Raw genomic sequence first — 22351 nt, forward strand, 5'->3', positions numbered from 1 at the left:
TCCAGATTTTTTGTTATGTCACCAATCCGCCGGCAAGATACCTGCGCGAGGCATCACTTTTGGGATCGTCCAATACCTGACGCGCATCGCCATGTTCAACCACATGACCGCCCTGCATCATGACGACATCCGATGCCAGCCGGCGCGCCTGACCGATGTCATGGGTCACCATGACAATGCGCACCCCCCCTTCTGATGCGCGCAGGATCATCCGCTCAATCACCTGAGTGGCGCCGGGGTCCAGCGCGCTGGTCGGTTCGTCCAGAAACAAGGTATCCGGGTCCAACGCCAGCGCGCGCAGGATAGCAAGCCGCTGCGCCTCACCACCCGACAGCGATCTGGCCGATTGCCGGGCTTTGCCTTCCAGCCCGCCTTGGGCCAGCAATTCAGCAATACGCGTCTTGCGAGCAACGCGCTGCAGGCCCTGCCGTTTCAGGACAAAATCCAGATTGGCTGCAACGGACCGGCGCAGCAGGACGGGCTGCTGAAATACCATCGCCTGACGGGCCTTGTGATCAGCATTCAAAGGAACTCCGTCTTGTTCCACGTGCCCCCTGTCCGGGGCAATCAGCCCGTGCAGACACCGCAGCAACAGGCTTTTGCCCGCGCCGTTCGGTCCAAGGATCAAGGTCGGCCCCGGCCCGCTCAATGTCAGGTGCGGAACGTCCAGCAATGCGGTGCCATTACGCGCAATCTTCAATCCTTTCACAGTGATGCGCCGCGCCATTTCCGAGACCAGATCACGCATGACGCAACCCCTCTCTCTCAGCCCGCAGGCTGAGCGTGCTGACCATGGCGTTCACCGCTATGGCAATACCGATCAGGATCGCGCCGAGCGCCAGGGCCAGCGCAAGATTTCCCTTGGACGTTTCCAACGCGATGGTCGTCGTCATCACCCGTGTCACGTGGTTGATGTTGCCGCCAACGATTATGACCGCCCCAACTTCGGCAATAGCGCGACCAAATCCGGCCAGCAACGCCGTGACCAGCGCCAACCGCGCATCCCACAGAAGTACTGGCACAGACGCCAGCCGCGACACGCCCAAGGATCGGAGCTGTTCCGAATATTCTTCAGCCAGCATCTCGACCACCTGCCGGGTCAATGCAGCGATGATGGGTGTCACCAATACCACTTGCGCGATGATCATCGCGGTTGGTGTGTAGAGCAGTTCAAGCACGCCTAAAGGCCCGGATCGCGACAACATCAGATAGACCAGCAGGCCTACGACCACCGGCGGAAACCCCATCAGCGCATTCATAAGAATGATCAAAACCCGCCGCCCCGGAAAGCGTGCAACAGCCAGCGCAGCGCCAACAGGCATGCCAATCAGTGCAGAAATCAGTACGGCAAAAACGGAAACTTTCAGGGAAAGCAGCACAATCGCCCAAAGCTCTGAATCCCCATTCAGGATCAGAGTGAACGCCGTATTGAATTCTGCTGCAAATCCCTGCATTTTATTCGGAATATCGCCAGTTTCGTACGAAATGCGTTGATATTCATAGAATTCTACGCCATTTCGATCTCAAGTACAGACACATTTCCGACATAAGAAACAGGAAACGCGGCCCCGATTGGGACCGCGCCTTTTCAGTCAGTGCGAAGCGGATCAGTTCAGAGCCGCATCCGTGATCTGGTGCGTCCAAGCGCCGTCTGGCTGCTTGGTGATCACAGGATCGGAACCACCCGCCAGCAGGGTGGCAACGGTGCGCTCAAAATCGGCAGGGTCCAGCGAACCGTTCGAACCTGAGGTCAGCTTCGCGATCTCGCCCATCATGCGTTTCTGGTGCTCTTCGGTCTGGGCGCCGGTCTCATCGTTTTCCAGCACGATATCGGCCGCCTCATCCGGATTTTCTTCGGCGTATTTCCAACCCTTCATTGAGGCGCGAACGAAGCGCTCCATCTTGTCGACAAACGCAGCATCCCCAAGGTTCTCTTCCAGAACATACAGGCCGTCCTCCAACGTCGCGACGCCCTGATCTTCGTATTTGAAGGTCACCAGTTCATCCGGGTTGACGCCGGAATCGATGACTTGCCAGTATTCGTTATAGGTCATGGTGCTGATGCAATCGGCCTGACGCTGCAGCAGCGGGTCCACGTTGAAGCCTTGCTTCAGAACCTCCACACCGCTTTCGCTTTTGCCACCCGTGTCGATGCCCAGTTGGCTCATCCAGCTCATGAACGGGAATTCGTTGCCAAAGAACCAGACGCCCAGCGTGCGATTCTTAAGGTCTTCTGGCGCGGCAATCCCGGCATCCTTCCAACAGGTCAGCATCATACCCGAGCTTTTGAACGGCTGCGCGATATTAACCAGAGGCAGACCCTTTTCGCGTGCAGCCAGCGCGGCGGGCATCCATTCGACGGTCACGTCAGCGCCGCCACCTGCGATCACCTGCGTCGGTGCAATGTCTGGTCCGCCGGGCAGAATAGTGACGTCCAGCCCCTCTTCCTCGTAGAACCCCTTGTCCTTGGCAACATAGTAGCCCGCGAACTGAGCCTGCGTGACCCACTTCAGTTGCAATGTCACCTCATCCGCAGCGAAAGCCGAACTGGCGGCCAGACTAAAGGCGGCTATCGCCCCGCTGAGTAGCTTATTCATCTTCATATCTCCTAGTTGCTGTTGGTGCCCCTTTTGGGGTCTGTTGAATTATTGTTATATCCACGTTGCGACGGGTGCCAGAAGGTCACCGCCTTTTCGATCATTGCGACAAGACCATAAAATGCGGTTCCGGCCAAAGCGGCCACCACAATCTCGGCCCAGACCATGTCCAGCGACAATTGCCCCACGCTGGTGGATATCCGAAAGCCCATGCCTAGCGTGGGCGAGCCAAAGAACTCTGCCACGATAGCGCCGATCAACGCTAGGGTGGTAGAAATCTTTAAGCCGTTGAAGATAAAGGGCATCGCAGCGGGCAATCGCAGCTTCAGGAAGCTCTGCCAATAGGTGGCCGCATAGGTCTCCATCAGGTCGCGCTGCATGGCCGTGGCCTCACGCAGACCAGCCACGGTGTTGACCAGCATTGGGAAGAACACCATCACCACGACAACGGCAGCTTTGGAGTGCCAGTCGAACCCAAACCACATCACCAGGATGGGTGCGGTCCCGACGATTGGCAGCGCTGCGACAAAGTTCCCAACGGGCAGCAACCCAAGTCGGAGGAAATCCCAGCGATCCACCGCAATTGCCATCAGGAATGCGGCGAAGCACCCAATTATGTACCCGCTGAACGCGCCTTTGATGATGGTCTGAACGAAGTCCTCCCACAGGATCGGCAGGCTATTGGCAAAGCGCACCGCAATTACAGATGGCGCCGGCAGTATGACCAAAGACACGTCTAGGCCTCTGACCAGCAGCTCCCATATGACAATGATCGTTATGCCAAAAATGAACGGAGCCAGAAATCGCACCATGCGCGTGTCCGCATAAGGCCCGCTGGCCAGACGGCTATTCAGCCACCAACCCAGGACCCAAACGACGATTGCAAACAGCACTAGTATCATTGCGCCATCCCCATTCTTTTCAGGACCTTCCGTTCTACAAGCCCCAGCAACCCGACCAGGCAGGCCGCCAGAATGGCCGCTGCAAACAAGGCCGACCAGATTTGCACGGTTTGCCCATAGTAGCTGCCTGCCAGCAGACGCGCACCCAAACCGGCCACCGCCCCTGTTGGCAATTCACCAACGATGGCGCCGACCAGCGAAGCCGCAATGCCGATCTTCAGGGACGTAAACAGATATGGCATCGATGCAGGCAAGCGCAGCTTCCAGAACCCCTGCGACCGGCTGGCGCTGTAAGTGCGCAGCAGGTCCAGTTGCATTGCATCCGGGCTGCGAAGCCCTTTGACCATACCGACAACCACAGGGAAGAAACTCAAATAGGCCGAGATTACCGCCTTGGGGATGATCCCCTGAATGCCCACCGAGTACAGCACCACGATAATCATTGGCGCCAAAGCGATGATGGGAATCGTCTGGCTGACGATGGCCCATGGCATCACCGACAGGTCCATGACGCGGCTGTGCACGATCCCGACAGCCAGCAGAATGCCCAATCCAGTACCGATCACAAAGCCCAGCATCGTTGCGCTCAGCGTGACCCAGCCATGATAGATAAGTGACCGCTTCGAGGTGATTTTTTTCTGTACAGTGGTCTCCCACATCTCGACGGCGACCTGATGCGGCGCCGGCAGGCGAGGCCGGTCCTGCTCCCACGTGGCGGGAATGGCAAAGCTGTTATTCAACACCAGTCCGAATTCGGACATATCCCGACGATCTTTAGCCGAAGGTGGCTGAACTTCGGCCCCTGCACGCTCCTGTTCCGTCAAAACACCTTTGATGTTCATTGGAATGCAGGCCGCATACCAAAAGACGACGATCACCGCGAGAACGGTCAGAACTGCCCAGAAAGCTTTGAACCCATCATTCATCGTCCGCATGCCCCGCCCGTAGACCCTCGCGCACACGATGAGCCACTTCGATGAACTCAGGCGTGTCGCGGATATCCAATGGACGTTCCTTCGGCAGCGGGCTGTCGATCACATCCGTTATCCGCCCCGGTCGCGGGCTCATCACCACGATTTTGGTGCTCAGATACACTGCCTCGGGGATCGAGTGCGTGACGAATCCGATGGTTTTTTCTGTGCGCGCCCATAGCGCCAAAAGCTGTTCGTTCAGGTGATCGCGCACGATCTCGTCCAGCGCCCCAAAAGGTTCGTCCATTAGCAGGATATCAGCGTCAAATGCCAGCGCACGCGCAATGCTGGCGCGTTGCTGCATACCGCCGGACAGTTGCCACGGAAATTTGCCGCCAAACCCTTCAAGATCAACAAGTTCCAGAACGTCACTCACCCGCTCGTCCTGTTCTGCAGACGAATATCCCATGATCTCAAGCGGCAGCTTGATGTTCTTGGCGATGGTGCGCCAAGGATACAGCCCCGCCGCCTGAAACACATAGCCATAGGCCCGGTTCCGCCGCGCCTCATCCGGGGTCATGCCATTGACCGTCAGGGTTCCTCCGGTCGGTGTTTCGAGCGCAGCGATACAGCGCAAAAAGGTGGTTTTCCCGCAGCCTGAGGGACCAATGAAACTGACAAATTCACCCTTGTCGACCGTCAGGTTCACGTCTTTCAACGCGTGGATTGGTCCGTCATTGGTTTGGAAGGTCAGATCCAGCTGCCTTGCCTCGATAACGGGCTGGGTAGTGCTTTCAGTATTCATTCCATAGCCTTGAAAAGATTTGATTTTGGGCCGCATGAATTACGGCCCGCACGCATCATACGCCCGTCGCCGGGATGCCCGTCCGTTCAACCGGCCGAGGCGCGGTCAGCTCTTTCCAGGTGCTTAGCGCTTTGTTCACAGTGGTATTGGCCTCACGTGCAACGAAATCGCCATGGCCTTCCTGCGTGCGGATTTCCCCATCATGCACAGCCACGTGCCCGCGAGTAAGGGTAAAGCGCGGAAGGCCTTTGACCTCTTTGCCCTCGAACACGTTGTAGTCGATCGAAGATTGCTGCGAGTCCGCACTGATCGTCTTGGACTTTTCAGGATCCCAAACCACCAGATCCGCATCAGCGCCAACCAAAACAGCGCCTTTTTTCGGATAACAATTCAATATCTTGGCGATATTCGTTGAAGTCACCGCGACGAACTCGTTCGGCGTCAAACGCCCGGTGTTTACCCCATGAGTCCACAGCATCGGCATCCGATCTTCAAGCCCGCCGGTGCCATTGGGGATCTTGGTAAAGTCGCCCACACCATAGCGCTTTTGTTCGGTGGTAAAGGCACAATGGTCCGTGGCCACAACGCTCAACGATCCCGATTGCAGGCCATTCCACAAACTGTCCTGATGCTGCTTGTTCCGGAACGGAGGGCTCATGACCCGACGTGCCGCATGATCCCAATCTTGGTTGAAATACTCGCTCTCATCCAACGTCAGGTGTTGGATAAGGGGTTCGCCCCAGACCCGCTTGCCCTGCAATTTGGCCCGCCGGATCGCCTCATGCGCATCCTCGCAGGACGTATGCACCACATAAAGCGGCACGCCCGCCATATCAGCAATCATAATGGCGCGGTTGGTCGCCTCGCCTTCAACCTGCGGCGGGCGGGAATAGGCGTGCGCCTCGGGGCCGTTGTTCCCCTCGGCCAGCAGTTTGGCACTAAGTTCCGCCACCACATCGCCGTTCTCGGCGTGAACCATCGCGATGCCGCCCAGTTCGGACAGACGCTTGAACGAGGCGAACAGTTCGTCATCATTCACCATCAACGCGCCCTTGTAGGCCATGAAGTGTTTAAACGTGTTGATCCCCCTCGTCTCGATCACCGTCTTGATGTCATCGAACACCTGTTCCCCCCACCATGTCACGGCCATGTGGAAGGAATAGTCACAGTTTGCACGGGTGGATTTGTTGTCCCATCGCTTCAGCGCGTCCAACAGGCTTTCGCCCGGGTTGGGCAGCGCGAAATCGACGACCATCGTGGTGCCGCCCGCCAAAGCGGCCCGCGTTCCACTTTCGAAATCGTCACTGGAATAAGTGCCCATGAAGGGCATCTCAAGATGTGTATGCGGGTCGATCCCGCCGGGCATGACGTAGCAGCCGGTGGCGTCCAGTTCCTTGTCGCCCTTCAAACCCAGACCGATTTCAGTGATAACACCGTCCTCGACTTTGACATCTGCTTTGTAGGACAGATCGGCGGTAACGACGGTTCCGTTCTTGATCACAGTAGACATGTTTTTCTCCCTGCGGGCGCTTTGCGCCTCATGTTGTTTGACGTGAGAACCCGGCGGTCAGGCCTATTCCCTTTTATTCAACGATTTCTGCGGTTTCGACGACGGCGTGAAGCAGGACATCCGCACCTGCCGCGGCCCATTCCTTGCTGATCTCTTCGGCTTCGTTGTGGCTCAATCCGTCAACGCACGGGCACATGACCATCGCAGTCGGTGCCACGCGGTTGATCCAGCAGGCATCATGCCCTGCGCCCGAGATGATATCGGTGTGCGAGTATCCCAGCCGATCTGCCGCGTCCCGTACAGCCGCGACACAGCTGTCGTCGAACTTCACCGGATCAAACCCACCAACTTTCTCGAACTCAATCTGCAGGCCCATCTCTTCCACGATATCTTCGGCCGCAACGCGCAAACGGTTTTCCATATCTGTGATGACCGCCAAATCCGGCGAGCGGAAATCGACCGTGAACACCGCCTTGCCAGGAATCACGTTCCGAGAATTCGGGAACACGTCAATATGCCCTACAGCACCAACGGCATGGGGCGCATGAGACCACGCGATCTCATCCACTTTCTCAAGGATACGCCCCATCGCCAGACCCGCGTTTTTGCGCATCGGCATCGGAGTAGATCCAGTATGTGCGTCTTTGCCTGTCACGGTGATCTGCGTCCAGCTCAGCCCCTGCCCGTGCGTCACAACGCCGATATCCTTGCCCTCGGCCTCAAGGATCGGCCCCTGTTCGATGTGCAGTTCAAAGAAGGCATGCATTTTGCGGGCACCGACCTCTTCGTCTCCCCGCCAGCCAATGCGCTTTAGCTCATCGCCGAACGTCTTGCCCTCGGCATCCTCGCGGTCATAGGCCCAGTCTTGCGTGTGCATCCCGGCGAACACCCCTGAGGAAAGCATCGCTGGTGCATAACGTGTGCCCTCTTCGTTGGTCCAGTTGGTCGCAACGATCGGGTGTTTGGTCTTGATGCCCAAATCGTTGAGCGTGCGGATAATCTCCAGCCCACCCAATACGCCCAACACGCCGTCATACTTGCCGCCGGTTGGTTGGGTGTCCAGATGCGAGCCGACATAGACCGGCAACGCTTCCGGATCAGTCCCTTCGCGACGGGCAAACATATTGCCCATCTGATCCAAACCCATGGTGCAACCGGCGTCTTCGCACCACTTTTGAAACAAAGCACGCCCTTCTGCGTCTTCATCCGTCAGGGTTTGGCGGTTGTTGCCGCCCGCAACACCGGGGCCGATCTTGGCCATCTCCATCAGGCTGTCCCAAAGTCTGTCGGCATTGATCCTGAGGTTTTGCGCCGGAGCTGCCATCTTGTTCTTCCCTGTTGCTTGCGATTTGGCTCGCTTTTGGTGTCTTGATTTGACCATCTGGTCAAACTCACGCTATCACGGGTTCGACATCAGTCAAGAAATTGCATGGTGCCGCCGGAAAATTCGGCATATTTGGTGCCCGCTTGGCGGAAAAAGAGACAGTCAGGAAACATGCCCAAAGACCGCGCCCCGACCCGAATTCAGAAAAAGAACCGCGCCGCGATTCTCGAAGCCGCACTGAACGTGTTCTCGGCGCATGGTTTTCGTGGGGCGACCGTCGATCAAATCGCCACCGAGGCCGGGCTGAGCAAGCCGAACCTGTTGTATTATTTCCCGTCGAAAGAGGCGATCCACACAGCCCTGCTGTCAGGCCTGCTGGAGGTCTGGCTTGCCCCACTGCATGATCTGGACGCGGATGGCGATCCGATGGAAGAAATCCTCGCCTATATCCGCCGCAAGCTGGAAATGAGCCGAGATCTGCCGCGCGAAAGCCGCTTATTTGCAAACGAGCTGGTTCAAGGCGCTCCGCGCATCCACGAATCTCTGTCGCACGACCTAAAATCTCTGGTGGATGAGAAAACGGCAATACTGACGCAGTGGATGGATCAGGGCAAAATCGCGCGCCTGCACCCCTATCACCTGATATTTTCAATCTGGGCGCTGACACAGCACTACGCCGACTTCGACGTTCAGGTCCGCGCAATTCTGGGCGACGAAGACCCATTTGAAGGGGCCGAGCCGTTTATCGACACGCTCTACCGGAAACTTCTAACGCCATAGAAGAACCGCTTTTTTCGGCGGTCCCTATTCTCAGGTAATATTGGCGGAATGCCACACATTCTTGACAACCATGTAGTTGTCCAGCCCCTCGGTGCCGCCTTCGCGACCATAACCGCTGGATTTCACCCCACCAAAGGGGGTTTCGGGCATGGAAGCCTCCAGCGTGTTGATCGACAGGTTACCAACCTCAACCTCATCAATCAGCCGGTCGATATAGTCCGCACGATTTGTAAATGCATAACCGGCCAGCCCATAGGGCACCGAGTTTGCTTTGCCGATTGCGTCATCCAGTGAGGATACCGGATTGATCACAGCCACCGGACCAAAAGGTTCCTCCTGCATGATCCGGGCGTTGTCGGGCACGTTCAGCAGGACGGTGGGCTGAAAGAAGTACCCTTTGTCGCCATGTTTGGCGCCACCCGTGGCAACCGTCGCGCCCTTTTCACGGGCGTCTTCCACCAATTCGGTCAGTGCAGGCACCCGCCGGTCATTTGCCAAAGGCCCCATTTCCACATTTTGGTCCATGCCGTTTCCGACAACAGTTGCTGCAGCGCGTTCAACGAAAGTTGTGGCATAATCTTCAAAGATGCTCTCATGCGCAAAGAACCTTGTGGGCGATGTGCACACCTGCCCGGCATTGCGCATTTTTCGAACGGCGCTGAAAATCCCAGCGGTTTGAACGTCAGTATCTTCGCATACAATAACGGGCGCGTGGCCGCCCAGTTCCATGAGAACCGATGTCATATGTTGCGATGCCAAAGTGGTCAAATGCCGCCCCACAGCCGTTGAGCCGGTGAAAGCCACGAGCCTGACTGGATCCTGCGGAATGAGATGGCCGGAAATTTCCGCCGGTTCTCCGAACACCAGATTCAGCACACCCGGAGGCAGACCCGCATCTTCGAAGGCCTTTGCGATGTGTATGGCCCCCGCAGGCGTTTCCTCGGCCGCCTTCAGGATGATTGAGCAGCCCGAAGCCAGCGCGCCAGCGATTTTGCGTGCTGGTTGGCTCATCGGGAAATTCCAGGGTGAAAAGGCTGCGACGACACCGATAGGCTGGTGATGAACGGAAAACTTGTGACCCGGAGCCGCAGGGATGACCCGCCCATAGGTCCGCATCGCCTCGCCCGCGTCCCATTCAAAGAACTCTGCCCCTCGGATAACCTCAAGCCTGGCCTGCTTCAGCGGCTTGCCGTGTTCCATGGTGATGGCATGGGCAATCTCTTCCTGACGTTCCCGCATCAGCGCAGCAGCGCGCAAAATTGTGTCGGAACGTTCGCGCGGTGAGGTGCGACTCCATACGCGAAAGCCACGGGCTGCGGCCTCCAGAGCGTCATCCAGATCCTGCTTCGACGCGCAGGGAAGACGCCCGATTTCGCCCTCGGTCGCTGGATTTACGACCGGTATGTCCCGGTTGGCTGTGCGCCACTTGCCCGCGATGAACAGCTTAAGCTCAGGATACATGAAACCGGTGCCTCCGACTTTGACTATTTCAGATCACGCAATGGCTGGCATTACTTCAAGTGAATTGGGTGAATACTGATATCAATTTGACGAATACCTGACCTCATTTCTGTTTCACCGCCTGATGCAGCGCCGATTTAAAGGCACGACCAGCGGGGGAAAGATCATCATCCGCCCGGAATGAGACACCAATCGGCCCCTGCCCAAATGGGACATCCCAATCCAATGGCGACAGGTAGCCGTGGGCGATGTCCTGCGAAACGACCTCGGCCGGCATTAGCCCGATCAGATCCCGCGACTGTAACAGGGCCCGGTTGGTCAGGTAGGACACGGATTCGATCATCACAGGCGGGACGTACTGCTGCTGACCAACGAAGAAATGATCAAGCTGACGCCGCAGCGTGGTTTCAAGTGGTGGCACAATCCAGCCAAAAGGTTTGGTCTGCGCGAACGAGATGTTTTGACGTTCGGACAAGGGATGCTGATTGCCGACAATCGCCAGAATACGGTCTTCAAACAGCTTTTCCTGCCTGATCTTGTCGCGATGTCGATGGGATGGAAGGCGCCCGACCACCATATCGATCTCGCCCGAAAGCAACCGTGGCATCAAGACTTCGTTCGTGCCTTCGTTAATCTTGATGGCCACGTTCGGACGGTCAGCAAGCAGGATTTCAATAGCCGTTGGCAGAAGGCTGGTCGACGCTGCCAGCAAAGTGCCTACCACAACGCGGCCCGCATTTCCTTCGTTCAAGTCATCCAGTTCCTGCGCGGCGTTCGAGACCTGTGCAAAGATCAGTTTGCCATGACGGATCAGGGTTTCTCCAAACACAGTCGGGATCACGCCCCGATTTGTTCGGCTGAACAGCTTGACCTCAAAATCCAGTTCAAGATCCTGAATCATCTTGGTTGCTGCGGGTTGAGAAATACCCAGCTCGCGTGCTGCGTTCTGGATGTTGCCATGCGCACCCACAGCAACCAGCAGGCGCAGTTGGCGCAGTTTCAGCCGGGTCAGGGCGCGATCGACGATGCGTGAGTGACGTCCCACCATGGTCAGATCACAATTGGGTCCAGAAGCTGCTCGAGCTTTGCCACCACACTCATCGCGGCCAAGGCCGAGCTGCGTGGATTGTCCGGCAGGGACTTGCCGCTGATCTGGAAATGAAACCGCCCGAATTCGCCTTGGGCCTCGATCTCGTGAGTGTTGCCGTTGGCTGAAGGGTCCGCAATCAGTTGAACCTGCGTGTCGTCGAACCCTAGCCCAGCCAAAGCGACTGCCGCCGCCACGTTTGCGTTTTTGGGATAGTTCAGCGCGGCCTCGCGAGCGGTGCCATTGAAATGCGTTTCGGCCTTGGTGAGATTTGCGAGGTCTAACTTGTCCTCAGCCATTGAACCTTTCCAGCCCCGCGGTGGCTTGCGCCCGACATAGATAACCTCGTCCAACTTGCCGGTCGCAGCCGCACCAAGACAATCCAGCGCACCGATGGCGCCACTGGCCAGGTGCAGCTTGGCCCCCCCGCCGCGAGCAGAGGACTCCAGTGCATCCGCGACCTGCCGGTCTGCCAATGCGCCGATGGATACGGTGACCATATCAATTCCACGGGACAAAACCTGAGGACCGTACTCCGCCAACGCGTGATGGCCCGCGCAGTCGATCACCAGATCTGCTCTGGAAGTGAGATCTTTTACAGAGCTCACAAATAAATCCGGATCCTGCGAAACGCTGCTTGCGCGAACCAGAACCGCATGAACCTGATGCCCTCGCGCCTGAATCGCATCCAAGACATGCTGCGCGATCGCGCCTTTTCCAATCAATCCAATTTTCATGCGGCAAACTTAACCCAGCGCCAAAGATTCCTAAATTGATATTCTTTGGACATTCTAATTTCTGATACCCAATTCCCAGCTTTCGCATTGGATCAGACGAGATGATCGGGCTTTCATAGCAGCATAACCAGAAGGTCCGCCTGATATGAATTACTCTAAATACGATGCAAAAGCCTATGCGCGCGCGCACATGACCGGTATCTGGGCGGCGGCCCTGAACCCGTTCAACGATGATTTGTCACTGAATGAGGCAGGCCTGAGGTCAAACATTCGTCACTGGATCGACGATCTGGATATTCAGGGCCTGTTCGTGGCGGGGAAACAGGGCGAGTTTTTTTCGATGAGCCTTGATGAGCGCAAGCGCAACTTTGAAATTGCGGTCGATGAATGCGCGGGCACGGCCGGAGTGATCGTCTCGGTCTCGGATCAGAACATGGACACGGCGCTGGAACTGGCCCGCCATGCGCAGGATTGCGGAGCTGATTACATAGTTCTGCACGCGCCTGTCCTGAGTTTTGTTCAGGATCGTGGTGAAGTTCTTTACCAGTACTACAAACGGTTCTGCGATGAACTGGACATCGGGATCGCCATGTGGAGCCACCCTGACAGCGGCTACCTGATGCAGCCCGAGGAGTGCGCGCGAATTGCAGAGCTGCCCAATATCGTGGCGATCAAATACTCAGTCCCGCGTGAGATGTATGTGAAATTGACTCATATGGTTGGTGACAAAATCCATGTCTCAACCTCGGCCGAACATGAATGGTTGGACAATATTCTGGAGCTTGATTGGAAGTTGTACCTTTGCTCGTCCCCGCCCTATCAAATCCAGTCCAAGAACGATCAGCGCATGAATGAATACACGCGGCTGGCCTTTGCGGGAAAAGCAGACGAGGCGCGTAGGGTTTTTGACAGCCTGAACCCGGTTCGTGATGCGATGAAACGAACCAAACCTGCGGACAAACCCACAGCTTTCGGCAAGTACTGGCAAGAGCTGCTGGGGCAGACCGGAGGGCGCGTGCGGCCCCCGATGCTTGAACTGACGGATGCGGAAAAAGAGATCATCCGCAAAGGGTTCGAGGAATGCGGCTTAAAGCCCTAACCGCATCGATATAAGCAAATCAGATATCTAGATGCGGATAATTTCTTTGCGGTTATGAAAAAACCGGCCAAACTTCTGCAAACAGGGAGTGGGACATGTCGAAGTTAAAAGCTTTCAACTTTCAGAAATGGATTGATGAGCACCGTCACCTGCTGAAACCACCTGTCGGCAATCAACAGGTCTGGGAGGATGCGGATCTTATGGTCACGGTCGTCGGCGGGCCGAACAAACGGACAGATTACCACGACGACCCTGTCGAAGAGTTCTTCTATCAGCTGGAAGGCGACATGGTGCTGAAGCTGTATGACGGAGAGGAATTCTATGACGTTCCGATCCGCGAAGGTGAGATCTTCTTGCTGCCGCCGCATGTGCGCCATTCACCACAGCGACCGCAAGAAGGCTCAATCGGATTGGTCATCGAACCCAAACGGCAAACAGGCGAGCTGGACGCGATTGAATGGTATTGCTTTGAATGTGGCACCCGCGTTCACCGGGCCGAGATGCAATTGCAGTCCATCGTCAAGGACTTGCCGCCGGTCTACGAAAAATTCTATTCATCAGAAGAAGACCGAACATGCCCGAACTGCCAGACCGTGCACCCGGGAAAAGAGCCGCCAGAGGGCTGGGTCACACTCTGAGATGAACAAACAACAGGGAAGAACATGAAACATTTTGCTAAGATCGCCGCTTCGGCTGCAGCGCTTGCTGTGACATCGCTGGCCGCCCATGCAGATGAATTCCGTCTGGGCCTGATCACGCCACCTCCGCATATCTGGACCAAAGCTGCCGAGTCCTTTGGGGCCGAGCTGAACGAAGCCAGCGGTGGTGCGCATACCGTGTCCGTTTTCCCCGCCCGTCAGCTGGGAAATGAGGCGGAAATGCTGCAGCAATTGCAGACTGGTGCGCTGGACATGGCCTTCATGACCGTGGCCGAAGTATCAAACCGCGCACCTGAGCTGGGTGCGTTTTATGCGCCGTATCTCGCGGATGATATCGGCCACGCGGGGCGCATCCTGCGTTCGGATACCGCAAAATCGATGCTGGAACCCCTGCCTGGTCAGGTTGGCGTTGTAGGCTTAGGTTACGGTATGGCCGGGCTGCGCCAGATCGTCAGCCGGGGCGATGTGTCTTCGGCAGAGGACCTGTCTGGTCTGAAACTGCGGATCACGCCGTTCACGCCGATTTTGGATTTCTACAACGCGGTCGGAGCTGCACCAACACCGATGCCACTGCCAGCAGTCTATGACGCGCTGGCCAATGGGCAGGTCGATGCCATTGATATGGATGCAGAACTGATCTGGGTGCTGAAATACTATGATCACGCCGACACGATCGTTCAATCCGACCACATGATGTTTCCGATGGTCGGGCTGGTCTCGGCCAAAGTCTGGGCGGGACTGTCCGAAGAAGACCGCGCGATGATCGGTGAACTGATGGCCAAGCATGTCGACAGCACCATCGACGCCTATGTTGCAAACGAAGCGGAGTGGCTGGAACAGATCGAGGGAACCGGCAAGGCCTACAAGAAAGTCGATGCCTCATTCTTTGGCGACGCTATTGAGGAGTGGAACGGCATCTGGTCCGAAAAAACCTCGTCCCTTGACGCGCTGCGGGAGACTGCGGCAGAAACCAAATAAAGTTGAACGTTTCAAGGAAAGGGCGCAGGTCAATCCTGCGCCCTTTTCCATAGGGGATCGGCGATGTTATACCGGCTGTCTGCAGCGTGGGCGTGGGTTGAGTTATGGTGTGCTGCAGCACTGGCCGTTTGCGTCACCCTATTGATCTTGTTGAATGTCGTGACACGCACTGCGGGTAACGCCTTGTTCTGGGTGGATGAACTGGCAATCTATGCCATGGTGTGGATGACATTCCTTGGCGCATCCGCGGCGTTACATCACCGCAATTCGGTCTCGATCACAATCCTTGTGGATCTGGTTCCGCCTCAGGTCCGGGCAATCATCCAAAAAGCAGTCGATATCGTTGTCTTCATTTTTGCAATCGCGATGCTGTGGGTCTGCTGGCGCTGGTTTCTGCCTTTGGACATCGCCCGCACTGGGTTCGACGCAATGGCTTTTCAGGGCAACACGTTCAACTTCATCTATGCTGAGCCGACCTCGACACTCGGGCTGCCAAAATTCCTGTTTTGGTTCGTGATGTGGCTATTTGCCTTGGGGGCCACGCTGCATTCAACAATGCATCTTGTAGCGCGACCTGAACGAGGGTTGCAGGCATGAGTCCTATTGTCTTTCTGGCGACGCTGCTTTTGTCGGTCCCTGTCGCCATCGTGCTGGCGATCACCGCGATCTGGTACATCTGGGAAAGCGGGAACACGGTTCTTTATGACAGTTTCGCTCAGAAGATGTTTGGCGGGTTGGAAAACTACGGCCTGCTGGCTATCCCGCTCTTCATGCTGACCGGAGAATTGATGAACGAAGGTGGCATGACCCGTCGATTGGTCGCCTTGGCGCGCGTTTTCGTGGGCGGGTTTCGGGGTGGGCTCGCCTATATCAATCTGCTGGCCAATATGTTCATGGCCGCCATCATCGGTTCGGCGACCGCACAGATCGCTGTGATGTCCCGCGCCATGGTTCCCGCGATGGAGGAAGAGGGCTACAGCAAGGGCTTCGCCGCCGCAACAACAGCCGCCGGGGGCCTGTTGGCGCCGGTCATCCCGCCGTCGATGATGTTTGTTATCTTCGGTGTTCTGGCGCAGATCCCTATCGGCGACATGTTTATAGCCGGGATCATTCCCGGATTGCTTTTGGCCGGAGCTTTTGCACTGGTAATCACGTTAATTGGTTGGGTTCAGCAATTCCCAAAGGGAGTCTGGATGTCCCGCAAAGATGCCGTACAAGCCCTGATCGCCGCCCTGCCCGCCATGCTGATCCCGGTTTCGATCATTGGCGGCATTCTGTTCGGAATTGCAACGCCAACGGAATCCGCCGCCATCGCTTCGCTAATCGCATTTCTGGTCGGATGGCTGATTTACGGAGATCTGAAGCCGCAGAATCTGGGCGAGATGTTCAAGCGAACAGCCGCAAATGCGTCGATGATCCTGTTCATGATCGCCGCGGCCAGCGTATTTGGCTGGGTCATCATCTACGAGGAAATACCGCAGCAGCTCGCCGGGTTGATCACATCCATCACATCCAACCCGTTCATGTTTCTGCTGATCGTAAATGCCGCCCTGCTGTTGGTAGGGATGGTGATCGACGGGATCGCCGCCATCATCCTGATCACCCCTATTTTGTTACCGATTGCCACTGGATCCTACGACATCAGCCCTTATCAATTCGGAGTTGTTGTATGCCTGAACCTTGTTCTTGGCCTGCTGACTCCGCCCGTCGGGATCGGCCTCTATATCGCCTCATCCATGAGCGGCACGACCCCCGGAGCAATTCTGAAATCGCTTTGGCCGTTCCTGATTGCAGTGGCTGCTGTGTTAATACTGCTCAGCTATGCTCCGATCTTGTCGACCTACCTGATCTAGCGAAACGAGATGAAGCTGCGGGTCTTTGGAGACACTGTTCAGTTGGGGCAATAACCGCCATTCACGTGGTCAACAGCACAATTAGTAAGGGGCCCACGCTTTGGGGCCCCTTCTTGTTTTTAGCAACCAAATTACTCGGCAGCTTTGGCCATCGGGTTGTTTGGATGGGTCGTCCAATTCGCATATTCCGGCTGAACTTCCTGCCCTGTACGCGGATCAACCTCGCCCGCGGCCATTGGCACCATTGAGATACATCCATCCACTGGGCACACGTCTACGCACAAGTTACAGGCGACGCATTCGTCATCCATGACCTCGAATACCCGATCATCGGACATGGAAATCGCCTGGTGGCTGGTGTCTTCGCACGCGGCATAGCAGCGACCGCATTTGATGCACTGGTCCTGATCGATCTTGGCCTTGGCCACGTAGTTTAGGTTCAGATACTGCCAGTCAGTCACGTTCGGAACGGCACGACCGACAATCTCGGACACGTTTGTGTACCCTTTTTCATCCATCCACTTGGACAGACCTGCGGTCAGTTCGTCAATGATCTTAAAGCCGTAGGTCATAGCAGCCGTGCACACCTGAACGTTACCACAGCCCAGCGAAATGAACTCTGCCGCATCGCGCCATGTGGTCACGCCCCCAATGCCGGAAATCGGCAGGCCATGGGTGGCTTCGGCGCGCGCGATTTCGGACACCATCGACAGGGCAATTGGCTTCACCGCCGGGCCACAATACCCGCCGTGGCTGCCCTTGCCATCAATCGACGGTTCCGGGCTGAACGTGTCCAGATCGACGCTGGTGATCGAATTGATCGTGTTGATCAGTGACACTGCATCCGCGCCGCCGTTTTTCGCCGCTTCGGCAGGCTTGCGAACATCAGTGATGTTTGGCGTCAGCTTCACGATCACGGGCCGGTCATAGTATTTCTTGCACCAGCGGGTGACCATCTCGATATATTCCGGCACCTGTCCTACGGCTGCGCCCATTCCGCGTTCGCTCATCCCGTGCGGGCAGCCAAAGTTCAGTTCGATCCCGTCTGCACCGGTCTCTTCGACGCGCGGCAGGATGGCTTTCCAGGCCTCTTCTTCGCAGGGCACCATGATCGAGGCGATCAGCGCGCGATCCGGGTAGTCGGCCTTGACTCGGGCCATTTCTTCAAGGTTCACCTCAAGCGGGCGGTCGGTGATCAGTTCGATGTTGTTGAGACCCAACAGGCGGCGATCCGCGCCATAGATCGCGCCGTAGCGCGGCCCGTTCACGTTTACGACCGGCGGCCCCTCGGACCCGAGCGTTTTCCAGACGACACCGCCCCACCCGGCCTCGAATGCGCGGCGCACATTGTACTCCTTGTCTGTCGGCGGCGCCGAGGCGAGCCAGTAAGGATTGGGGCTGGAAATGCCCAGAAAGTTTGTTGTCAGATCGGCCATGGCTTCTCCCTTCCCGGCTCAGCCGGTTTTCTTGAATATCATTTCGGTCGGACGAATGCGCCCGGCCTTGAGGTTCGTGACGTAGTTTTGAAACTTTTCAGGCGCCGTCTCGCCCATCATCAGGTGGATGCCCAAGGGGGCTGGTCCGCTTTCAGCGATGCGCGCGAAGACGTCCTCGAAAAACTTCAGTGCGAACTCTGTGCGGTCGGTCTCGGCGGCCAGTTCCAGACCGGCGGCACCCGCGGCGTCCTTGTAGACCTGCGGTGCATGTACAAACGAGGTTTCGGACACCGTTGACCAGGGCAGCGGGAAGGACAGCGGTTCGTCCACATCCCCGCCCATCACATCAAACAGGACAAATGTTCCGCCCTTGGCCAGCGCGCGCGAAACTTCTGCGAACAGCCCGGCCTTATCTTCGATGTTCATGCCCACATGCAACATGACGGCAAGGTCAAATCCGGCATCCGGCACCGGCATGTTCAAAGCACTGCCGACGTGAAAACTGGCCTTGTCGGAATGCCCGACCAGATCGCTGAGGGCGGTAGCTGTTTCAACGAATTCCGGTGTCAGATCGACTCCGGTAACCGTCGAGTCATAGCGATCCACGATGTATCGCGACGTGCCACCTATGCCGCATCCCACGTCCAGAACGCGCGTTGCATGGGTCGGTGACAATTGCGCGAACAGGTTGTCTGTCGCCAGAACGCCGCCGGTGTGGAACTCATCCCCCGCCTTCAGATCGGCCACCGTGGCCGCGTCCGGGTCAATCCCACTGGCCTCAAGCGCCGCGCGCACGCGGTCGGTCAAGGCTCCGGTCGTATAGTGTTGCGCAACAGCTTGTTCGATCTGGGACATGAGAATACCTCAGCAGCGAATGGGATGGGGTGAATGCCCCATCCTATCACGAAACGAGCGTTGCGTGGATGTCCATCGCCGCATCCCGGCCTTCGGCGACGGCGGTCACGGTCAGGTCTTCGCCACCCGCGGCGCAATCGCCTCCGGCCCAGACGCCACCCATCGAGGTGCGCCCCGCGCCAGACACAGCGATCTTGTTGCCATCCAGCTTCAGCCCTTCCGGCGCGCCGTCTAGGTTTTGACCGATCGCTTTGAGGACTTGATCAGCGGGTATGCGGATCATCTCTCCGGTGCCCGAAAGCTGACCGTCGTGACTGGACGTATACTCCAGTTCGATCTCTGCCGCTGCCCCGTTTCCGTGTACGGCCACAGGCTGTACGTTGGTCATGATCTTGACGCCGTGCGAGGACGCGAGGTCCTGCTCATACCGGCTGGCGCCCATTGCATCTCGCCCACGGCGGTATGCGATGGTGACATGTTCGGCGCCCAACAGTTTCGATTTCACCGCAGCGTCCACAGCGGTCATGCCACCGCCGATCACCACGACGTTGCGACCCACCGGCAGATGCGACAGGTCCGAGGCCTGACGAACGTCCGAGATGAAATCGACCGCGTGGCTGACACCGTCCAGATCAGCACCCTGCGCACGCAGGGCATTCACCCCGGCAAGGCCGATAGACAAGAATACTGCATCGTAATTCTCAACCAGCCCGTCCAGCGAGACGCCCTCTCCCAAAACAGAACCGGTTTCGATAGAAATACCGCCGATTTTAAGCAGCCAGTCTACTTCGGCCTGCGCAAAATCGTTCGTCGATTTGTACGCGGCGATCCCGTATTCATTCAGTCCACCCGGCTTGGGGCGGCTTTCGTGGATCACCACGTCATGCCCAAACATCGCCAGCCGGTGCGCACAGGCCAGACCCGCAGGTCCTGCCCCGATCACGGCAACCGTTTTGCCGGTGGGTGCGGCCCGTTGGAACGGGTGTTCCCCGCCGACCATCACGCTGTCCGTCGCGTAACGCTGCAGCCTTCCGATTTCGACCGGTGAACCTTCGGCGGTTTCGCGCACGCAGACTTCTTCGCACAGCGTTTCAGTCGGGCAAACGCGGGCGCACATGCCACCCAGAATGTTCTGCGCCAAAATGGTCTCACCCGCCGCTTCGGGCTGACCAGCCTGAATCTGGCGCATGAACAGCGGAATGTCGATGTCTGTCGGACAGGCTGTGACGCATGGCGCGTCGTAACAAAAATAGCACCGATCCGCTGCCACGGCGGCCTCATGGGGGGCCAGTGGCGGATGCAAATCCGTGAAATTCGAGGTCAGCTCATCGCTGGACAGCCGCCCGGAGACAATGCCGGGGGCAATCTGGCCCTGTGCCATCACTCTACTCCCTGTAGATATGTTTGTTGTGACCTCAGCTTGCCACAAAGTAATTTTTTATCAAATGGTAAAATTTGCCAAATGGTCAAAAAATGAAAAAACCGGGCCAATCGACCCGGTTTTCCTTTGTTTCTGCCTGTTTTTCTTGCAGCGAACGTATCAGACCATCTGGGCCAAATGCCCTGTTTTGGTCCAAACGCGCGCCCCAGAAGGCCCAGCCACGGCGGTTGATCGCGCGCCCGGCGGCAATCTCAGCCAATCCCAGGTCGTGAAATCCTCGTCAGATTCCCTCAGCGAACCTTCGATCACAAACAGCTCCATTCCGTGCGACGCGTCCAGATCCAACGCCTCGCCCGCCGCAAGATTGAACACGCGGACATCTTCATGCGCGTCCTTGAACAGTTGAGTGTTCCCCTGACCATTGATCGAACGGCGCACCTCAGTCCGGTCGTCTGGGTCAAACTGATGCAACTTCACCAGGATTGTCGCACCCTCTTTAGCTGAAGGCGTGTGCGACGAGGTCGGAGGGTTTCGCACATAGCTGCCGACCGGGAAATCACCGGTTTCGTCCTGAAATACGCCGTCCAGAACCAGATACTCTTCTCCCCCGTCATGGGTGTGGGCAGAAAACGCGCTGCCCGGAGCAAAACGGACGATTGTCGTTGCGCGGGCAACCTCCTCGCCGATGCGATCCAGCATCTTGCGTTCTACACCGGCAACTGGCGACGCGATCCATTCATTCTGGTCGAAATGAACTGCAACACGTTTGGTGAAATCTGCGTTGATCCTCATGGGGGCACTCCTGAACGGGGACGTGTCCCTAACATGGGATTGCGCCGACATTTTTCAAATTGCGCGCATCGCATCTGGTTTTGACGGGCGCGTCTGCATACTGTACGTCCGACAAGAAACCCGAGCAGCGCCGGACCACGGCAGCCACAAGAACTGAAAGTCCCCGGATGCAGGCCAGCGCCCCGAAATTCAACATCGTTATCATCGGGCAAAACAACCGTCTGCAATACGAAGCCCTTTTGTTTGCCGCCTCGCTACGCCACAGCAGCCCTGATTTTTCCGGTCGACTGTTCGTGGCTGTTCCGCAACCCGGTCCACGCTGGCAGCAAGACCCCAGAATTCAGGACGAGGATCTGCTGAAAGCACTCCGCCAGTTGGATGCCGAGATCCTGCCGTTCGAAAACAGTGTATTTGGCGCCAGTTACCCTTATGGCAACAAGATCGAAGCTTTGCTGGCCATGCCCGAGGGTGAGCCCTTTGTGTTTTTCGACAGTGACACACTGATCACCGGCGACCTGACCAGCGTCCCCTTCGACTTTGACCGCCCCGGCGCATCGCTAAGGGTCGAAGGAACCTGGCCCAAACCAACCTTGTATGGTCCTGGACTGGATGGGATCTGGAAGGCGCTTTACCAAAGGTTCGGACTGGATTTCGACAGCTCGCTGGATACCAGCCAACCGGTGGATTACTGGCGGCGCTATCTGTACTTCAATGCCGGGTATTTCTTTCATTCCTGCCCTCACACCTTCGGAAAGCGCTTTCTGGACTATGCCTGCACGATCCGCGACGGCGAAATCCCCGAGATGGCAGGACAGAATTTTGACCCCTGGCTGGATCAGGCTGCACTGCCGCTGGTTATCCACTCGTTCGGCGGCGGTCGCGATGCCCTGCCCGCAGGTCTTCTGGACGGATCGGTCAGCTGTCATTACCGCCTGTTCCCCCTGCTCTACGCCCGTGAAAGCGATCACGCTGTCGAGGTGCTGGAAACCGTGGTTGCGCCAAACCGGGTCAAGAAGGTCCTCAAGGGATATGACCCGATCAAGAAGCTGGTTCTGCAGCGCAAAGGTCACAAGATCAGGGACATGTTCGACCGCGAGAACCTTCCCAAACGCGAGCAGGTTATTCGCAACACGATACGCAAGAATGGTCTTTGGATGCGCTGACAGGAATGTTGTCTGCGCGCG

22 protein-coding genes are annotated in these 22351 nt (G+C 57.1%); 7 read left to right on the forward strand and 15 right to left on the reverse strand.

Going from position 1 to position 22351, the window contains the following annotated elements; translation table 11 throughout:
* Window positions 1-13: 13 nt before the first annotated feature.
* From AC2FGC_RS03055 to AC2FGC_RS03090, 8 genes are all read right to left on the reverse strand, one after another.
* Complete coding sequence (locus AC2FGC_RS03055; protein ID WP_496722334.1) at window positions 14-748, reverse strand: ATP-binding cassette domain-containing protein; 735 nt, start codon at window positions 746-748, stop codon at window positions 14-16.
* A complete protein-coding gene (locus tag AC2FGC_RS03060) occupies window positions 741-1454 on the reverse strand; it encodes an ABC transporter permease (protein WP_496722332.1) in 714 nt (237 codons plus the stop codon). Before AC2FGC_RS03060 ends, AC2FGC_RS03055 begins: the two co-directional genes overlap by 8 nt.
* Before the next feature lie 153 nt (window positions 1455-1607).
* Window positions 1608-2597 carry an ABC transporter substrate-binding protein gene (locus tag AC2FGC_RS03065; protein WP_496722330.1) on the reverse strand — a complete coding sequence of 330 codons (990 nt, stop codon included), beginning with the start codon at window positions 2595-2597 and terminating at the stop codon, window positions 1608-1610.
* 11 nt (window positions 2598-2608) lie between these two features.
* Window positions 2609-3499 (reverse strand): ABC transporter permease, encoded by an 891-nt coding sequence (locus AC2FGC_RS03070; protein ID WP_496781400.1) that lies wholly within the window; start codon window positions 3497-3499, stop codon window positions 2609-2611.
* A complete protein-coding gene (locus AC2FGC_RS03075) occupies window positions 3496-4425 on the reverse strand; it encodes an ABC transporter permease (protein WP_058277687.1) in 930 nt (309 codons plus the stop codon). Before AC2FGC_RS03075 ends, AC2FGC_RS03070 begins: the two co-directional genes overlap by 4 nt.
* Window positions 4418-5215: an ABC transporter ATP-binding protein gene (locus AC2FGC_RS03080; RefSeq protein WP_496722327.1), complete on the reverse strand. Its 798-nt coding sequence runs from the start codon at window positions 5213-5215 to the stop codon at window positions 4418-4420. The genes AC2FGC_RS03075 and AC2FGC_RS03080 overlap by 8 nt, the downstream gene beginning before the upstream one ends.
* A 55-nt stretch (window positions 5216-5270) precedes the next feature.
* Window positions 5271-6725: a dihydropyrimidinase gene (gene hydA, locus AC2FGC_RS03085; RefSeq protein WP_496722325.1), complete on the reverse strand. Its 1455-nt coding sequence runs from the start codon at window positions 6723-6725 to the stop codon at window positions 5271-5273.
* A 73-nt stretch (window positions 6726-6798) separates the two neighbouring features.
* Window positions 6799-8049, reverse strand: a complete 1251-nt coding sequence (locus AC2FGC_RS03090; RefSeq protein ID WP_496722323.1) for a Zn-dependent hydrolase — start codon at window positions 8047-8049, stop codon at window positions 6799-6801.
* A 171-nt stretch (window positions 8050-8220) separates the two neighbouring features.
* Here AC2FGC_RS03090 and AC2FGC_RS03095 point away from each other — a divergent pair, with 171 nt between their 5' ends.
* Window positions 8221-8829: a TetR family transcriptional regulator C-terminal domain-containing protein gene (locus tag AC2FGC_RS03095; RefSeq protein ID WP_496722321.1), complete on the forward strand. Its 609-nt coding sequence runs from the start codon at window positions 8221-8223 to the stop codon at window positions 8827-8829.
* 30 nt (window positions 8830-8859) lie between these two features.
* On the opposite strand, the gene AC2FGC_RS03100 is transcribed toward AC2FGC_RS03095, so the two are convergent.
* The 3 genes from AC2FGC_RS03100 to AC2FGC_RS03110 form a co-directional block, all read right to left on the reverse strand.
* Window positions 8860-10290 (reverse strand): NAD-dependent succinate-semialdehyde dehydrogenase, encoded by a 1431-nt coding sequence (locus AC2FGC_RS03100; protein WP_496781401.1) that lies wholly within the window; start codon window positions 10288-10290, stop codon window positions 8860-8862.
* Window positions 10291-10393: 103 nt separating this feature from the next.
* A complete protein-coding gene (locus tag AC2FGC_RS03105) occupies window positions 10394-11338 on the reverse strand; it encodes a LysR substrate-binding domain-containing protein (RefSeq protein WP_496722317.1) in 945 nt (314 codons plus the stop codon).
* A gap of 2 nt (window positions 11339-11340) precedes the next feature.
* The gene (locus tag AC2FGC_RS03110; RefSeq protein WP_496722315.1) at window positions 11341-12114 is read right to left on the reverse strand and encodes an aspartate dehydrogenase; all 774 of its coding nucleotides are present in this window, start codon (window positions 12112-12114) and stop codon (window positions 11341-11343) included.
* Window positions 12115-12259: 145 nt separating this feature from the next.
* Here AC2FGC_RS03110 and AC2FGC_RS03115 point away from each other — a divergent pair, with 145 nt between their 5' ends.
* The 5 genes from AC2FGC_RS03115 to AC2FGC_RS03135 all read left to right on the forward strand — a co-directional run bounded on the left by AC2FGC_RS03115 (window position 12260) and on the right by AC2FGC_RS03135 (window position 16703).
* Entirely contained in the window at window positions 12260-13213 is a 954-nt protein-coding gene (locus AC2FGC_RS03115) for a dihydrodipicolinate synthase family protein (protein WP_496722313.1), read from the forward strand.
* Between the two features lie 95 nt (window positions 13214-13308).
* Window positions 13309-13851, forward strand: coding sequence for a 3-hydroxyanthranilate 3,4-dioxygenase (locus AC2FGC_RS03120; RefSeq protein WP_496722311.1), 543 nt, complete (start codon window positions 13309-13311; stop codon window positions 13849-13851).
* A 24-nt stretch (window positions 13852-13875) separates the two neighbouring features.
* Complete coding sequence (locus AC2FGC_RS03125; RefSeq protein ID WP_496722309.1) at window positions 13876-14850, forward strand: TRAP transporter substrate-binding protein; 975 nt, start codon at window positions 13876-13878, stop codon at window positions 14848-14850.
* A gap of 63 nt (window positions 14851-14913) precedes the next feature.
* Window positions 14914-15447 (forward strand): TRAP transporter small permease, encoded by a 534-nt coding sequence (locus AC2FGC_RS03130; protein WP_496722307.1) that lies wholly within the window; start codon window positions 14914-14916, stop codon window positions 15445-15447.
* Window positions 15444-16703, forward strand: a complete 1260-nt coding sequence (locus AC2FGC_RS03135; protein ID WP_170557840.1) for a TRAP transporter large permease — start codon at window positions 15444-15446, stop codon at window positions 16701-16703. Before AC2FGC_RS03130 ends, AC2FGC_RS03135 begins: the two co-directional genes overlap by 4 nt.
* A gap of 131 nt (window positions 16704-16834) precedes the next feature.
* Here AC2FGC_RS03135 and preA read toward each other — a convergent pair whose 3' ends face one another.
* From preA to AC2FGC_RS03155, 4 genes are all read right to left on the reverse strand, one after another.
* Entirely contained in the window at window positions 16835-18139 is a 1305-nt protein-coding gene (gene preA / locus AC2FGC_RS03140) for an NAD-dependent dihydropyrimidine dehydrogenase subunit PreA (protein ID WP_496722305.1), read from the reverse strand.
* Between the two features lie 18 nt (window positions 18140-18157).
* A complete protein-coding gene (locus AC2FGC_RS03145; protein ID WP_496781402.1) occupies window positions 18158-18994 on the reverse strand; it encodes a methyltransferase domain-containing protein in 837 nt (278 codons plus the stop codon).
* 46 nt (window positions 18995-19040) lie between these two features.
* Entirely contained in the window at window positions 19041-20375 is a 1335-nt protein-coding gene (locus AC2FGC_RS03150) for an NAD(P)-dependent oxidoreductase (protein WP_496722301.1), read from the reverse strand.
* Window positions 20376-20534: 159 nt separating this feature from the next.
* Window positions 20535-21167 carry a cupin domain-containing protein gene (locus AC2FGC_RS03155; protein ID WP_496781403.1) on the reverse strand — a complete coding sequence of 211 codons (633 nt, stop codon included), beginning with the start codon at window positions 21165-21167 and terminating at the stop codon, window positions 20535-20537.
* Window positions 21168-21334: 167 nt separating this feature from the next.
* Between AC2FGC_RS03155 and AC2FGC_RS03160 the strand changes: the two genes are divergently transcribed.
* Window positions 21335-22330 (forward strand): GT-B fold glycosyltransferase domain-containing protein, encoded by a 996-nt coding sequence (locus AC2FGC_RS03160; protein WP_496722297.1) that lies wholly within the window; start codon window positions 21335-21337, stop codon window positions 22328-22330.
* The last annotated feature ends 21 nt before the right edge of the window (window positions 22331-22351 follow it).

It is taken from the genome of Ruegeria sp. CDSC054 (genome assembly GCF_059610645.1).